The sequence below is a fragment of the Niveispirillum sp. genome, assembly GCF_052437035.1.
In the GTDB taxonomy this organism is placed as follows: domain Bacteria; phylum Pseudomonadota; class Alphaproteobacteria; order Azospirillales; family Azospirillaceae; genus Niveispirillum.
Genome location: NZ_JBQVOH010000010.1, coordinates 1 through 13,950, shown reverse-complemented (window position 1 = coordinate 13,950; position 13,950 = coordinate 1). Strand labels below are relative to the sequence as shown.

Genomic DNA, 13,950 nt, shown 5'->3' with positions numbered 1-13,950 from the left:
CTTGAACTCCTTACTTCAACTGCATCGGCAGGCCGGCGGCCATGAACAGCACCTTGTCGGCGATGCGCGCGATATCCTGATGCAACCGGCCCGCATGGTCACGGAACAGGCGCGACAGGCGATTGTCAGGCACGATGCCCAGCCCCACCTCATTGCCGACCAGCACAACCGGGACTGTCAGGCCGGGCAGCAGGTCGATCAGCCGTGCAGCCTCCGCCTCCACCTCCCGGCCCGCCAGCATGACATTGGTCAGCCACAGGGTCAGGCAGTCGACCAGGACAGGTCGGGCCGTGGCATTGGCGCGGGTCAATGCTGCCACCAGATCCAGCGGTTCCTCCACGGTGACCCAGCCTTCGGCCCGTCCCCCCTGATGCAACCGGATACGGTCCTGCATCTCTGCGTCGAAGGCCTGGGCAGTGGCGATATAGACCCAAGGGCCGGGCAGTGCGGTGACCAGCTGTTCGGCCATCCGGCTTTTGCCAGACCGCGCGCCACCCAGGATCAGGGTGAGGGCCGTGCTCATGCCCGCATCTCCACCGGCAGGCGGCGCCAGGGCAGGGCAAAGGGTGCGCCCTCATGCCCGCCGCGCACCAGTTCGATGCCATAGACCCTGCCCAAGGCGCCGCTGTCCAGAAGGTCGGCGGGCGTGGTATCCGCAGCCACCTTGCCAGCCTCATCCAGCAGGCACAGACGGGTGCAGTGGCGCAGTGCCAGGGTCAGGTCGTGCAGTACGACCACCACGGCCATGCCCCCCGCCGCCAATCCAGACAGCAGTTCCATCACCTGCAACTGATGATACGGGTCCAGGCCCGCCGCCGGTTCATCGGCCAGCAGCACTGCCGGATCGCCCGCCAGCGCACGGGCCAGCATGACCCGCGCCCGCTCGCCCCCAGACAGGCTTGTCACACTCCGTTCGGCGAAGTGTGTGACGTCGCACTGTTGCATGGCGCGGGCAATCGCGGCGCGGTCGGACTCTGCCTCCCCGCCCCAGGGGCTGGCATGCGGCAGTCGTCCCAGGGTCACCACCCGCTCCACCGTCAGGGGCCAGTGGCAATTCGCCCCCTGTTCCAGAAAGCCGATGCGCCGGGCCCGCTCCGCCCGCGGCCACTGCTCCAGCGGCCTGTCGTCCAGGGCGACCGCGCCATCCGCCTTCAACAGGCCGGCCATCACCGACAGCAGGGTGGATTTACCGGCCCCGTTCGGCCCGATCAGGCCGACACATTCGCCGGCCCCGACCGACAGGTCGACACCATCCAGGATAGGCCGGTTGCCCCGTGCAAAACGGATATTGCGGGCTGACAGCAGGCTCATCGCATCCGCTCCCTGGTTTTCAGCAGCAGGTGAAAGAAGAAGGGCGCGCCGATCAGACCCGTGACCACGCCCAGTTTCAATTCGTCATTGGTGGGCAGGAGCCGCACCAGAATGTCGGCGGCCAGCAGCAGGCACGCACCGGCCAGGGCCGACGGCCAAAGCAACCGTGACGGCTGGTTCCTCGTGACCCGGCGCAGCAGATGCGGCACCACAAGCCCGACGAAACCGATGCTGCCCGTCACCGCCACCGCCGCCCCCACCGACAGGACGGTGCCGATGATGATGCGCCAGCGCAGGCGGTTCAGGTCCACACCCATGCTGCCCGCCGTGCGTTCGCCCAGGCCCAGCGCGTCCAGCGCCCTGCCCGATCCGCCCAGCACCAGAATGCCGGCGATGATGAAGGGGGCGGCCACCAGCAGATGGTCATTCGTGCGGTCGGTCAGACTGCCCAGCAGCCAGAACGCGATCTCCAGTGCGGCATGCGGATTGGGGGCAAGGTTGAGGGCCAGCGAGGTCAGCGACCCCGCCAGCGTCTGTACCGCCAGGCCCGCCAGGATCAGCATCAGGACCGACGCATCCCGCCCCGCCAGCCCCTGGATCAACAGCATGGCAAGTGCCGCCCCCAGCATTCCCGCCACGGGCAGGGCCAGAGGCGCCGTCGCCGACAGCCCGAAATAGATGGCCAGCACCGCCCCCAGGGACGCAGAGGACGAGGCCCCGATCAGCGATGGCTCGGCCAGCGGGTTGCGCAGATATCCCTGCAACGCCGCCCCCGCCATGCCCAGCCCCGCACCCACCAGGGCGCCCAGCAGGGCGCGCGGCAGACGAATTTCGAACGCGATCAGGGCGGCGGGACTGGCCTGCCCGCTGAACAGTCCCGACAAAAGGTCCACCGCCGACACATCGGCGGGACCGATCAGGAAGCTGGCGGTCAGCAGGATCGGGAACAGGATCAGAAGCAGGAGAAGCGCAAGGCCAGACTGGCCGGCTGCTTGCGCCCCGCGTCCCCGGCATTGGGCACGGATGTCTTGTGTCGTGACGGTCATCGGATTGATCCTTCCCCGGCAGGTAACGGCTTGGGGATGGCGGCGGGCTGATAGGCCGCCTCTTCGTGCGTTCCCAATGCCCTTCCCGCCACCTCCGCCAGCCGCTCCACCCCCTCGATCGAGGCGGGCGAGGCGCACAGCCACCAGGCGATGGGAAAGGCAGCGACGGCCATTTCCCCCCGCGCCGCCGCCAGGGCGGGATGGTCCATCACCGACTGGCCCACACCAGGCCGATCGGGCCGCACGCTGTCCAGCACCAGCAGGTCCGGTGGGTTCAGCAGCAGCGTTTCCACCGCCACCCTTCCATTGGGCCGGCCCGACAGTTTCCCGCCGATATTCTCCAGACCGGCGGCCTTCATCATGTCATTGACGATGCCACGCGATCCCGGCACCTCACCACCCGGACGGTAAAGCGCCGCCGTCGGGCGCGGGCCGTCACTGGGTCCCGACAGCTTGGCCCGCAGCCGGTCGGCCAGGGCCCGGCCCTGCCCGCCCCGGCCCAGGGCATCGGCCACCTGTTCGATCTGCGGCGGAATGTCGGCCAGGGTCTGCGGCGTTTTCAGCCGCAGCACCGGCACGCCCAGCCGTTCCAGCATGCCCACCGTCTGCGCGCGGGCATAACCGCCGGCAATGACCAGATCGGGCTTCAGCATCAAAACGCTTTCCGCCGTCCCATCATGGATGGGCATTCCGGCGGCCCGGTCGGCATAGGGGGACAGGTGTGCATCCCCCGCCAGCCGGGTCAGCCCGGCAATCTGCGTCTGCGCGTCCAGCGCCAGCAGGAACTGATCCGCGCAGAGCGACAGGGAGACGACGCGTGTGGCGGGCGATAAGACCGGCGCCGCCCCCACGGGAAGCGCCATGAAGGCCGCCACCAGAAGGGCGACGCCGACCCGCATCAGAACGTCACCGTCACGCCGCCAAAGGCCGACCGGCCCGGCGCGCGATAGGTGCGAACCTCCTGATAATCCTCATCGAACAGGTTTTCCACCCGCCCGAACAGGCTGACATTGTCCAGAACGGCCCACCGCGCCGTGAAATCGACGGTGGTATAGCTGTCCAGGATGGGCGACGTAGCCGAGGCGGTGTCGCGTTGCTTGCCGACATAGCGCAGGGCGGCACCCAGATCGATACCCTCCACGACGGTCCAGTCAACCGACGCGTTGAGCGTGTCCTGCGGACGGCGCGGCAGGTCACGGCCCGTACGGCTGTCCTTGGCGTCAAGATAGGTGTAGTTGGCCTGGATCAGGACCGTTTCCACCGGCGTCGCCTCAAACGTCAGTTCCACGCCCTTGGTGCGGGCGCGGGCCACGTTGATATAGCCGTTGGAGAAGCCGATCATGTTCGTATAGGTGTTGCGGAACAGGCTGGCCCCGAACCCGACGCGACCATCCAACAGCTTCTGTTCGAAGCCGATATCGGCCCCCTTGCCATCCTCCGCCGACAGGTTCTTGTTGCCATAGAACGGATCATACAACTGATACAGCGTCGGCGCCTTGTTGGCCGTGCCATAGCTGGCGCGCAGCACGGTCCCGGTTGCCGGCACCTGATAGGCACCGGTGGCGCGCCAAGTACCCTCGGTCCCGAACTGCTCATGATCATCCACGCGTCCACCCAGTGTCAGGGTCAGGTCGCTGGTCACGGCGGCCTGATACTGCACAAAGGCCGACTTGGTGGTGACGCTGTCATCCAGGCCCGTGCTGGTGGCGTTGCCCACCGTATTGGTGGTCTTGCCATCCTCCTCATCGACCGACAGACCGATGGTGGCGACATCGGCGTCGCGCAGACGCAGGTTGCCCTGATAGTCCAGGGCCTTGCGACGGCTGTCGAAGGTGGAGAAGCGGTAGAAGCCCGTGGGCTCGTCAAAGTCGCGGTCGGTGCTGGCATAGCTGGCGGCCAGCACATTCTCAAACGCGCCGTCCAGCAGGCTCAGCGTGCCGGCACCCCGGACCTGCCAGGTTTCCTTTTCCTGGGAGGACGGGCCGTCGCCGCCGAACGGATCGAATTCAGTGTCCAGCCAGGACCAGCCGGCATTCAGATCAAAACGCAGAATGTCCGACGCCTTGACGCCAAGGCGGCCACTGACCGACCGTGCATCGGTGCCGTCCTTTTCATTGCCGACGAACGTGCGGGAGAAGCCGTCCGTGTGCAGGTTGGCTGCCGACAGGGCATAATCCACCTGCTCGGTGCCGCCCGTCAGACCGGCCTGCTGCCGGAAGGTGCCATAGGCCCCGGCTTCCAGGGTGCCGCGGATCTTCGTCTCGCCTTCACCGCGCTTGGTGATGACATTGATCACGCCGGCCATGGCGTCATTGCCGTACAGCGCGCTCTGCGGGCCCTTCAGGACCTCGATCTTCTCGATATCGCCGGTCATCAGGCTGTTGAAATCGAACTCGTTATTGGCGCCCGACGCGTCGTTCACCTCAACCCCGTCGATCAGCACCTTGACCATGCCGCTTTCCGACCCGCGCAGACGCACAGTGGAGGTGCTGCCCAGACCGCCATTGCGGGAGATGGACACGCCCGGCACGCGCTTCAGCAGGTCCAGCGCCTGCACCTGCTGGCGGCGCTCAATCTCGGCGCTGTCGATGATGCTGACGCTGCTGCCCACGCGTTCCTGTGCGGTGGGCACCTTGTTGGCGGACACGATGATCTCGGCAACCTGCATCGGCTCCGCCAGGGCAGCGGATGCAGTCAGGCTGGCCGCGGCACCCAGAAGGGCGGCGCGGAAATAGGATACTCGGCTCACTTCATAACTCCGCTTCGTTCTTGTTGACGAATTCGGAGGGCATGCGCATGTCGTCACGTCCGCGCCCCGATGGGCACGTGTGTCACGTCATGTCGATAATCTGGTCCTGTGTAAACCCCAAGGGGGTTCGGCATCGAACCGGTTCACCCGCGCACTCCTTCCGAAGCGCCAGCGCGAAACGGTGAACCGTCCCATCGGGGCACCCCGCCCAATGGCCGCGCGACGCATTGCCGATGGCAGGTCTCCTGGCTCACGGGTCGTCGCACATGCCCGGCCTTCCCAGTTTCCCAGTGGCCATGTCGGGCAGTACTCGCCGCTTACAGTTGCGGGGGCAGCCATGGCATTGACACCTTGCGGCGCCGCACCATGTTCCCTTTTCACCCCTTGCGGGGAACCATCGATATCCTGGTCTTACCGCGCCCGCGAAGGGTGCGCAAGGAAACGTGCGTCCAGGCCAGACATGACACCCTCCCAACGGTAACATGTCCCCCGACGGTGTAGGGCTGTGGCCTGGAGGTGACGCCCTGCGAAAAAGCGGTGTAAGAGGCCTCTGCACACGTACGAAAGGCAATAGCCAAAGGGGCAAGTGTCCTGCACCGTCAAACGATTGGAACAAAACACACATACAGTAACTTCAGGATAGAAACGTTCAAAGCACACGGACGAAACCAGTTTCCCCAACGGCAAGGGAAAAGGCCCATGATCCTGTCGCTTCGTTCTTCGGTGAAGACCCGCCTTGTTCTGTCTGGTGTCGGGCTATGCCTGGGGCTGGGCCTGGCCCTGACCATCGGGGCCGCGATACAATCACAGCGGACGACGGGGGAGCAGGTCCGTCAGGCCCTGAAGGAGGCGACCACCGGTTTCGCCCTGATCGCCGCCGACCTTGTCGAAAACGCCATCGACAATGCCCGCATCATCAACGCCCAGACCGAGGGCGGACTAAAGATCAAGGGCTACAGCCGGGAACTGATCTCCGAACAGGCAAGTGCCGCCGTCGGGGCCAACCTGGACATTGTGGGCGTCACTGTCGCCTTCGAACCCAACGGCTTCGACGGCAATGATGCGGGCGGCAAGGGCTATACCGGTGCCGACGCCAATGGCCGCTTCGTCCCCTATTTCTTCCGCAAATCCGATGGGAGTGTGGGGATCGAGGCGCTGGTGATGACAGTAGAGGCGGGGATCAAGGAATGGTACCTGGACCCGCTGGCGGCCAACCGCACCATGCTGACGGCCCCCTACCCCTATCCGATTGAGGGCAAGGAAGTGCTGATGGTCACCGTCAGTACGCCGATCCACCGGGATGGCAAGCCCATCGGCATCGTCACCACCGACATGGCCCTGACGGCCCTGCAAAAACAGTTCGCCGCCTTCCGCCCGCTGGAGGCCGGCGATGTCCGGCTTCTGGCGCAGAATGGTAACTGGGTGGTGCATCCCGATGCCGGCCTTCTGAACAAGCCGCTGGCCAAGGGACCGCTGGCCGATCTGGTGACGCAGGCGCAGAAGGCCGGGCGGGCCACCTATGCCACCCTGATCCTGGAAGGGGTGGAACGGCTGATCTTTGCCACGCCCATCAAGTTTGATGGGGTACAGGAACAATGGGTCCTGATCACGACGGTACCGACAAGCGTCGTGACAGACGCCCTGACCCGGTCCGTCACCACGCTGGCCATCATCGCCACCGTGCTGATCCTGCTAGGCGCCGGGCTGTTCGCGCTGATGGGCAACAGTCTGGCGCGACCCGTCCTGGCCCTGACCGACGCCATGGTGCGGGTGCGACGCGGTGACCTGAGCTCCCCCATCCCCGGCACCGACCGGGTCGATGAGGTCGGGCACATGGCCGAGGCCGTCGTCGCCTTCCGCGATGGTCTGGCAGAGGCAGAGAAGCTGCGGGCGGAGGCGGAGCGCAAGGATGCGGAGGCCGAGGCCAAGCTGAGATCCGACCGTCTGGCCCTGGCCGACCGTTTCGAGCGGGAGGTGGGTGCCCTGCTGCGCGGCGTCTCGCAAAGTGCCGAGCAGATGGTGGGGATGGCGCAACTGATGTCCACCGACTGCGCCGATACCCAGCAAAGCACCGCCCTGGGTGCGTCTGCCGTGACAGAGGCCGCCAGCAACGTGCAGACGGTGGCGGCAGCCGCCGAGCAGTTGCGTGCCTCCATTGCCGAAATCGGCTCCCAGGTGCAGATGTCGGCCAGCATCGCCTCGCGCGCGGCGGACGAGGCGGGCAGCGCCACCGGCACCGTCGATGCCCTGATCCAGTCGGCGGACCGCATCGGTGCCGTCGTCAACCTGATCAGCGAGATTGCCAGCCAGACCAACCTCCTTGCGCTCAACGCCACTATCGAGGCGGCACGGGCGGGTGAAGCCGGTAAAGGCTTTGCCGTGGTGGCGTCAGAGGTGAAGAACCTGGCGACCCAGACAGCCAAGGCCACGGACGAAATCGCGGACCTGGTCGCCTCTATCCGGGGATCGTCGGCGGATGCGGCCAAGGCCATGGTCGGCATCGCCACCACTATCCGCACCATCAACGAAACCGCCACCGCCATTGCCGGTGCGGTGGAGGAGCAGACCGCCGCCACCCAGGAAATCGCCCGCAATGTCAACGAGGCGGCCCATGGCACCGACGAGGCATCGCGCGCCATCCAGGGCATCGCCGACAAGGTGCTGGCGGTCACTGAGGCCGCCGTCATGGCGCTGGACAATGCAGCCCAGGTCCGCGACAGCGCCGGCGTAGCCGACCGGGAGGTAGGCAGCTTCGTGGCGCAGATCCGGGCGGGTTGAGGATAGCAAAAGCCCCCGCCCGGACATCCCGGACGGGGGCTTCATTCCTTGGCGACCTTACTTGGCAGCGATCGTCACGGTGACGGTGTCGGCATAATCGCCGGCGATGTACTGGTCAGAAGCCGGGACCGTGACCTTCAGGTCGGACTTCTTGCCGAACTGAGCCGTGGCGCGGTCGATCACCATCTGGCTGGTCAGCGCACCGGCGGAGCCGTTGTCATAGCTGACCGTGTAGTTGATGGTGAAGTTACCGGACTTCAGCTTGCCGGCGTTGGCCGAGGCCAGTGTGATCTTGTAGCCGGAACCGGAATTGCAGGTCTCGGTGACCGAACCGACCGTCTTGGCGGTTTCGCCGGCCTTGAGCGCCAGGGACTGGTTCAGGTCCTGGACGGCGATAGTGCAGGACAGAGCGACATTGCCCTTCAGCTGGATGGTGCCGGACGCGTTCTGGGCCAGGGCGGGGGTAACGGCAGCGGCGGCGATCAGGGCGGCGGCGGCGGCGGCGGTCTTGGCGAAGAACTTGGTCATCTTAGGCTCCATCGGTTCCAACTGCTGAGGCATTGTTGCCTTCATGGGAACCATGATATGCAGCTTGCGTGCCAACCAAGAGCACACCCTGAAAGTTGAGTGATTCCGCGCCTTTCAGGCAGCGTTTACCCTCCATTGACATATTGCATTCTGCAAAATTGCATAATGCATGTTTCAAAATGCAAATATCATTGCATATTGAAACAGACACTCCAACCAGCCCTACAACCTAACCTATGGGATAGGGCGTCAGGCGCGCAGACGATGCACCTGCACCCGCCCGCCCAGATGCGTCTGCCCCGCCTGCACCACATATTCATGGTGGGTGAACAGAACCACCTGCGTCGCCTGTCCCAATTCGGCCAATGCCCGCAGACCGGCCATGGTCCGCGTCTCGTCAGAGGTGATGAACAGGTCGTCGGCCACGAAGGGCAGCGGGGTCGATTGCGCAACATGCGCCTCCACCGCCGCAATGCGCAGGGCCAGGAAAAGCTGGTCGCGCAGCCCCTCGCTCATATCCTCCACATGCGCGTCGCTGCCATCCTGACGCACGCCGACCAGGACCGGGTGGTCGGCATCGCCGTAATCGACCTTCAGGCGGATGATCGGGTTGCCCCCACTGGCCGCCATGGCCGCCAGGACCGCGCCCGCCCGGCGCAGCAGCGGATGCTCGTTCCGGTCGCGATAGCGTTCGACCGCCTGGGTCAGCAGCAGCGATGCCGCCCGCAGCCGCAGCCAGCGTCCCGCCAGTTGTGCCGCTCCCGCCGCCGCATCGGCCGCATCCTGCGCTGCCCTACCGATGCCGGCGCGGTGGCGCATTTCCTCCAGCGCGCGTTCGGCCTCCCGTAATCTGACGGAGGTTTCGGCCAGATCATTCTGTGCACGCTCAATCCGCGTCGACAGGTCCGCCACCTCCGCCGCCAAGGCGTCGGGGTCCAGGCCGGTCACGGCATGGCGAAGCTGTTCGGGGTCCTGACCGTCACCGGCCTTGCGCAGTTCCGCCTGCAAGGACAGCGCGCTGGCCCGCAGCTCCCGCCGACGCGATGCAGCCGCCACCAGCGCCGGCACATCATCCCCATCCGCCACACGATGCAGATGGCGCAGATCGGACAGGGCGGCGGCGGCATCGCGTGAGATCCGTGCGGCGTCCCCGGCCCGCCGGGTCGCCTGATCACGGGATTGTTGCAGGCTTTCACGGCGTGCCGCCAGGGTCCGGGCCTGACGCAGCGCATCGTAAAGGGCCGTCGCCGCCGCATCGGCGGGCACATCCAGGCCGGGCACCATCTCCGCCGCCGCAGACAGCAGGGCCGCACTGTCGGCGCGATAGGCACCGATGTCGCGATCCAGGCCGGCGATGCGGTGATCCAGATCGCGGATCTGGCGCAGTTCCCCCGCGATATCCTCCCACACGCGCAGGGCGGCCTCTGCCTCGGTGGGCAGGGCCTGTGCGGCCAGCCCGATGCTGGCCATGTCGGCGGCCCAGCCGTTGCCCCAGCCATCCAGCGCCCGCTCGGCGGTGGCCAGATCATCGGCGGCATTGTCCAGGGCGGCGCGGACCAGGGTCAGGCGCTGTTCAGCCTTGCTGGCGGCATCCGCCGCCTGCCGCGCCTGGGCATATGCTGCCTCTGCCGCCACGCGCAGGGCGGGCAGGCTGTCGCTGCCGTCATCCTCTCCCCCGCATAATGTCAGGACTAACCTCAGATGGGCCGCACATTGGCCGGCATCATCGCTGACACTGTCGAGCGTTTCCTGCAGCTGCGCTTGCTGATCCCGTGCGGCAAGAACTGTTGCCGTCTGGGTCAGGAAGGCCGCCATCTCAGCAGGGCTGCCGGGGGTGATGCCGGCGGGCCGCCAGAGGTCGGCCCAACCCTGCGACAGGCGCTGTTCCTCCTGTTCCAGGGCTGCCGCCTCACGGGTGAAGGCAGACAGCCGGTCAGCGCTGGCGGCCAGATCGCTCTCGGCCCGCAGGTAATCGGCCACGCGCTGCGCGTCGCGGTCGCGGCGGTCGGCCAGATCGTCCGCCGCCCGGATGGCCGCATCGAAGGCCGGGACGGCATCGGCGGGAGCCGGGGTGCCCTGGGTCAGGTGGGGGCGCAAGCGGGCCCAATGCCCGTCACGATCCCGCCTTGCCTGGGCGATCAAGGCCGGGGTCGGCACCTCACCGGCACCGGACAGGGTGCGCAGCGCCTGACGCAGGCGGCCCGCCTCCCCCTCTGCCGCGCGCTGATCCTCCATCAGGCGCAGGCGCTTATTCTCCAGCGCCTGTTCACATTGACGCTGCCGCTCCACCACGTCCGGCGGCGGCAGGGGTAATGCTGCCAGACGGTCGGACGGCAGCGCGAAACGGCCCAGGCGGGCCGTCAGCTGCGCCAGACGCGCCGTGCCATCCTCCAGGGCGCGTCGCGCCCGGTCCTGGCGCAGCTCCACCTCGCCAAACCGGCGGGCGGCAGCCAGGGCGGCATCGGCGCGGGCCAGTCTGGCCGCATCGGGTCCGGTGGCGGGCTGCTGCCGTTCGGCCTGTCGGGCCTCCCGGCTGGCGGCTTCATGCCGGCGGGTGGCGTCGGTCCAGGCCTGATCCAGGCGCGCATGCTCCTTCACCTTGTCGCGGATGCGGGCAATCAGCAGCCGGTCGGGCAGCAGGGCCGACAGCGGGTCAATATCCTCCGCCTGCCCGATATCGCGGGCCAGCTGCGCCAGACGGGCCAGGGCGGCGGCCTGTTCCTGCTGCCGTCGGGGCAGGTCGGCGGCGGATTTCGCCATTTCCCCCTGGCGCTGGTACAGGGCCTCGATGGGCGCCGCCAGCGACAGCAGAGCTGGAACGGGACCGGCGGCTTCCAGTGCCGCTTCTGCCTCCGCCAGGGCCTTGGCCGTTTCGTCCGCCTGCCGGGCGCTGGTCAGCATCTCCGCCTCTGCCCGGCGCCAGTCGGTGGCCAGACTTTCGGGCAGGTCCGGCCCCTCCCCCGCCCCGGCCAGCGCCGAAGCCAGATCGTCCAGCCGGGCCAGCAGCGGACGGACACGCCGCAGCCGTTCCAGCCGGCTGCGCGCCGTCTCCGCTTCGGCCAGGGTGGCGCGGATGGCGGCCAGCTGTTCGCGTGCACCCGTCACCGCCGTTTCGGCTGCTTCCCAGGCTTCGGCCTTCGTCGCCTCGTTGCGCATGCGGGCCGCCGCCTCGGCATAGGCGTCGATGGACTGCCACAGCGGCTTGCTGGCCTGTTTGCGGTGGGGGCTGCCGATCTCGTCCGCGTCGCCGGTCAGGCGGGTGACGATGCGGTCCAGACCCGACAGGCCGCTGCCAGCCTGGAACAGGGTGCGGGCCAGATCGCCGCCTGCCGCCAGCATGGCCTCACCGCCGGCCCGCAGGCGGGCATGGTCCAAGCCGAACAGCCGCTCAAACGCTGCCCGATCCAGCCCGCCCAGCCAGGGGGCCAGGATATTGTCGGGCAGGGCCGTCCCGCCATCACCGTCCAGCAGCGTTGCCGTCCGCCCCTTGCGCCGCTTCACTTCCATCACCCGCCCATCCGGCAGGGCCAGCGCCGCCCCTATGCGCAGGGCGTTATTGCCATGGCGGAAGCCCAGGCGAGACCGTTCGGGCACCCCGAACAGCAGGTCGCAGATGGCCGACAGGGCCGTGGATTTCCCGGCCTCGTTAGGACCATGGATGATATGCAGGCGCGCATCCGGGTTCGAGAGGTCCAGGCTGGTCCCGTCGAAATGGCCATAGCGTTCCAGGTCCAGGCGGTTGATACGCATCAGCCTTCCCCCGCCGACAACCGGTCCAGCAACAAAGCCTCCGCATCCTCCAGCAACGCCGCCAGCGCGCCGTCGTCTTCCAGCCCCAGATCAGCCAGGGCACGTTCTGGCAGGCGCGCCTTCAGCTGTGCGATATCGTCCAGCAGGGGGGACAGTGCCTGTTCATCATTCTTCAGCGCGGCCAGCACGGCGGTCAGTTCGGCCAGCGCGTCGCCCGTGGGCGCCGGCCCCCGCGCCGGATCACGCGTATCGGTAACGATGCGTTCGATCCAGATATCCCCACCCGCCCGCGCCGCCGCCTGTTCCGCCTCTGCCGACAGCCAGACGGGATCGGCCTTCAACCGCCGGTGCAGGGCCGTGGCCCCTGTCAGGGTGAGACGGGCCGCCAGGGTGCGGTCCCCGGCATCGGTCCGCGCATCGGCCAGGGCGGTGGCGATGCGGTCGGCCAGATCCCGCTCCCCCTCCGCCCCGTCCAGTGCCACCGCAACCCGGACCCAGCGCACATCATCCAGCACCACATGCGCGGCATCGGTGATCCGGCCCGCCGCCACCGTCACCAGCGTGGCGCCCTTCGGCCCCGTTTCATTGGCGTGGCGGCCCTGCAGGTTGCCGGGGAAGATGATCCAGGGGGCGCGGTCGATCACGGCCCGTTCATGCACATGGCCCAGCGCCCAGTAATCATAGCCCTTGGCCTTCAGATCGGCAGGCGAGCAGGGGGCGTAACGGGCGTGCGGCGGCTTGCCCTCCAACGCGGTATGCAGCACGCCGATATTCAGAAGGCCGGCAACGGGGGCCGGATATGAGGGCACCAGATTGTCGGTGACATCGCGGGTATGGAAGCTGCGGCCATGCAGCGCCACACCCAGATCATCCAGCCGGAAACTCTGTGGCTTGCGGTGATCAAAGACATGCACATTGGGCGGCAGCGACAGCCGCCTGGTCATCGTGCTTTCGGCATCATGATTGCCGCGCAGCAGATAGACGGGGATGCCGGCTTTTTCCAGCCGGGCCATCTGTTCGGCAAAGAACAGGCCCGTCATAAAATCGCGCCAGTCGCCATCATAAAGGTCGCCCGCGATGATCAAGAACGCGACCTGTTCCTCCACCGCCAGATCGACCAGCCGCACCAGCGCCCGGCGCGTGGCGCCGACCAGCATCTCCGCCCGGTCCCCCGCACGTGCGGCAAGGCCCAGCAGGGGACTGTCCAGATGGATGTCGGCGGCGTGCAGGAAGCGCATGTAAGGGGCGACCGGAAAGGAACGGGTCGGAAGACTTAACCGTTCCGGACGATCCCACGCAACCAAGTGAACCATAAAATAAGAGGGTGTTTCACGGAGTTCACACCTTTCCAGCTCCGAAAGCCGGCAGCTCCGAATGCGGACAGGCGCGAAGAGGGCGTTGATAGGACCATTATAGCAAAGGAAGGGTCGGGAAGTCAGCAGTTACGCGGGCGGGTGCCGGGTGGGGGATAGACGGGCCTCCACGACAAACCTAACCTTTAGCTTAGGTTGTGCCATTGCAGCGACCATAGTTGCTCCTTGCAAGGGTATTTGCATATAGCAACATGCATTTCGCATTTTTGCGTTATGCAATATATCAGTCGAGATACCCCACACACCCAAAGGCCGCAGAAACCCTCAACTTTCAGGGTGTGTCCGCACTTGGCATTCCGGCTGCAATCCTTGGTTCGCATGAAGGCAACAACGCCTCACCCCAACGAACCGATGGAGACCGACATGACCAAGTTCTTCGCCAAGACCGCCGCCGCCGCCCTGATCGCTTCTGCCA

9 protein-coding genes and 1 riboswitch are annotated in these 13,950 nt (G+C 66.7%); of the genes, 1 reads left to right on the top strand and 8 read right to left on the bottom strand.

Annotated features, from left to right (window positions below; all coding sequences use genetic code 11):
* Window positions 1–10: 10 nt before the first annotated feature.
* The 5 genes from cobU to ACT6Q8_RS20710 are packed head-to-tail and all read right to left on the bottom strand — an operon-like array spanning window position 11 to window position 5,106.
* A complete protein-coding gene (gene cobU / locus ACT6Q8_RS20730; RefSeq protein WP_444734289.1) occupies window positions 11–523 on the bottom strand; it encodes a bifunctional adenosylcobinamide kinase/adenosylcobinamide-phosphate guanylyltransferase in 513 nt (170 codons plus the stop codon).
* Window positions 520–1,311, bottom strand: a complete 792-nt coding sequence (locus ACT6Q8_RS20725) for an ABC transporter ATP-binding protein (RefSeq protein WP_444734288.1) — start codon at window positions 1,309–1,311, stop codon at window positions 520–522. Before ACT6Q8_RS20725 ends, cobU begins: the two co-directional genes overlap by 4 nt.
* Window positions 1,308–2,357, bottom strand: coding sequence for a FecCD family ABC transporter permease (locus tag ACT6Q8_RS20720; protein WP_444734287.1), 1,050 nt, complete (start codon window positions 2,355–2,357; stop codon window positions 1,308–1,310). Before ACT6Q8_RS20720 ends, ACT6Q8_RS20725 begins: the two co-directional genes overlap by 4 nt.
* Window positions 2,354–3,256: an ABC transporter substrate-binding protein gene (locus ACT6Q8_RS20715; protein ID WP_444734286.1), complete on the bottom strand. Its 903-nt coding sequence runs from the start codon at window positions 3,254–3,256 to the stop codon at window positions 2,354–2,356. Before ACT6Q8_RS20715 ends, ACT6Q8_RS20720 begins: the two co-directional genes overlap by 4 nt.
* Window positions 3,256–5,106 carry a TonB-dependent receptor plug domain-containing protein gene (locus ACT6Q8_RS20710; protein WP_444734285.1) on the bottom strand — a complete coding sequence of 617 codons (1,851 nt, stop codon included), beginning with the start codon at window positions 5,104–5,106 and terminating at the stop codon, window positions 3,256–3,258. The genes ACT6Q8_RS20715 and ACT6Q8_RS20710 overlap by 1 nt, the downstream gene beginning before the upstream one ends.
* Before the next feature lie 218 nt (window positions 5,107–5,324).
* A riboswitch (cobalamin riboswitch) is annotated at window positions 5,325–5,520 on the bottom strand.
* A gap of 285 nt (window positions 5,521–5,805) precedes the next feature.
* On the opposite strand from ACT6Q8_RS20710, the gene ACT6Q8_RS20705 reads away from it, so the two are divergent.
* Window positions 5,806–7,884, top strand: coding sequence for a methyl-accepting chemotaxis protein (locus ACT6Q8_RS20705; RefSeq protein WP_444734284.1), 2,079 nt, complete (start codon window positions 5,806–5,808; stop codon window positions 7,882–7,884).
* A 57-nt stretch (window positions 7,885–7,941) separates the two neighbouring features.
* On the opposite strand, the gene ACT6Q8_RS20700 is transcribed toward ACT6Q8_RS20705, so the two are convergent.
* From ACT6Q8_RS20700 to ACT6Q8_RS20690, 3 genes are all read right to left on the bottom strand, one after another.
* Window positions 7,942–8,412 carry a spore coat protein U domain-containing protein gene (locus ACT6Q8_RS20700; protein WP_444734283.1) on the bottom strand — a complete coding sequence of 157 codons (471 nt, stop codon included), beginning with the start codon at window positions 8,410–8,412 and terminating at the stop codon, window positions 7,942–7,944.
* Between the two features lie 249 nt (window positions 8,413–8,661).
* Complete coding sequence (locus ACT6Q8_RS20695; RefSeq protein WP_444734282.1) at window positions 8,662–12,162, bottom strand: AAA family ATPase; 3,501 nt, start codon at window positions 12,160–12,162, stop codon at window positions 8,662–8,664.
* Window positions 12,162–13,400, bottom strand: a complete 1,239-nt coding sequence (locus tag ACT6Q8_RS20690; RefSeq protein WP_444734281.1) for a metallophosphoesterase family protein — start codon at window positions 13,398–13,400, stop codon at window positions 12,162–12,164. The genes ACT6Q8_RS20695 and ACT6Q8_RS20690 overlap by 1 nt, the downstream gene beginning before the upstream one ends.
* Window positions 13,401–13,950 lie beyond the last annotated feature (550 nt).

Excerpts from the sequence above, each read along its gene's own strand:
- ACT6Q8_RS20720 (WP_444734287.1), bottom strand. The coding sequence starts at position 2,357 with ATGACCGTCACGACACAAGACATCCGTGCCCAATGCCGGGGACGCGGG.
- ACT6Q8_RS20690 (WP_444734281.1), bottom strand. The coding sequence starts at position 13,400 with ATGCGCTTCCTGCACGCCGCCGACATCCATCTGGACAGTCCCCTGCTG.
- ACT6Q8_RS20705 (WP_444734284.1), top strand. The coding sequence starts at position 5,806 with ATGATCCTGTCGCTTCGTTCTTCGGTGAAGACCCGCCTTGTTCTGTCT.
- ACT6Q8_RS20695 (WP_444734282.1), bottom strand. The coding sequence starts at position 12,162 with ATGCGTATCAACCGCCTGGACCTGGAACGCTATGGCCATTTCGACGGG.
- ACT6Q8_RS20715 (WP_444734286.1), bottom strand. The coding sequence starts at position 3,256 with ATGCGGGTCGGCGTCGCCCTTCTGGTGGCGGCCTTCATGGCGCTTCCC.
- ACT6Q8_RS20700 (WP_444734283.1), bottom strand. The coding sequence starts at position 8,412 with ATGACCAAGTTCTTCGCCAAGACCGCCGCCGCCGCCGCCGCCCTGATC.
- ACT6Q8_RS20725 (WP_444734288.1), bottom strand. The coding sequence starts at position 1,311 with ATGAGCCTGCTGTCAGCCCGCAATATCCGTTTTGCACGGGGCAACCGG.
- cobU (WP_444734289.1), bottom strand. The coding sequence starts at position 523 with ATGAGCACGGCCCTCACCCTGATCCTGGGTGGCGCGCGGTCTGGCAAA.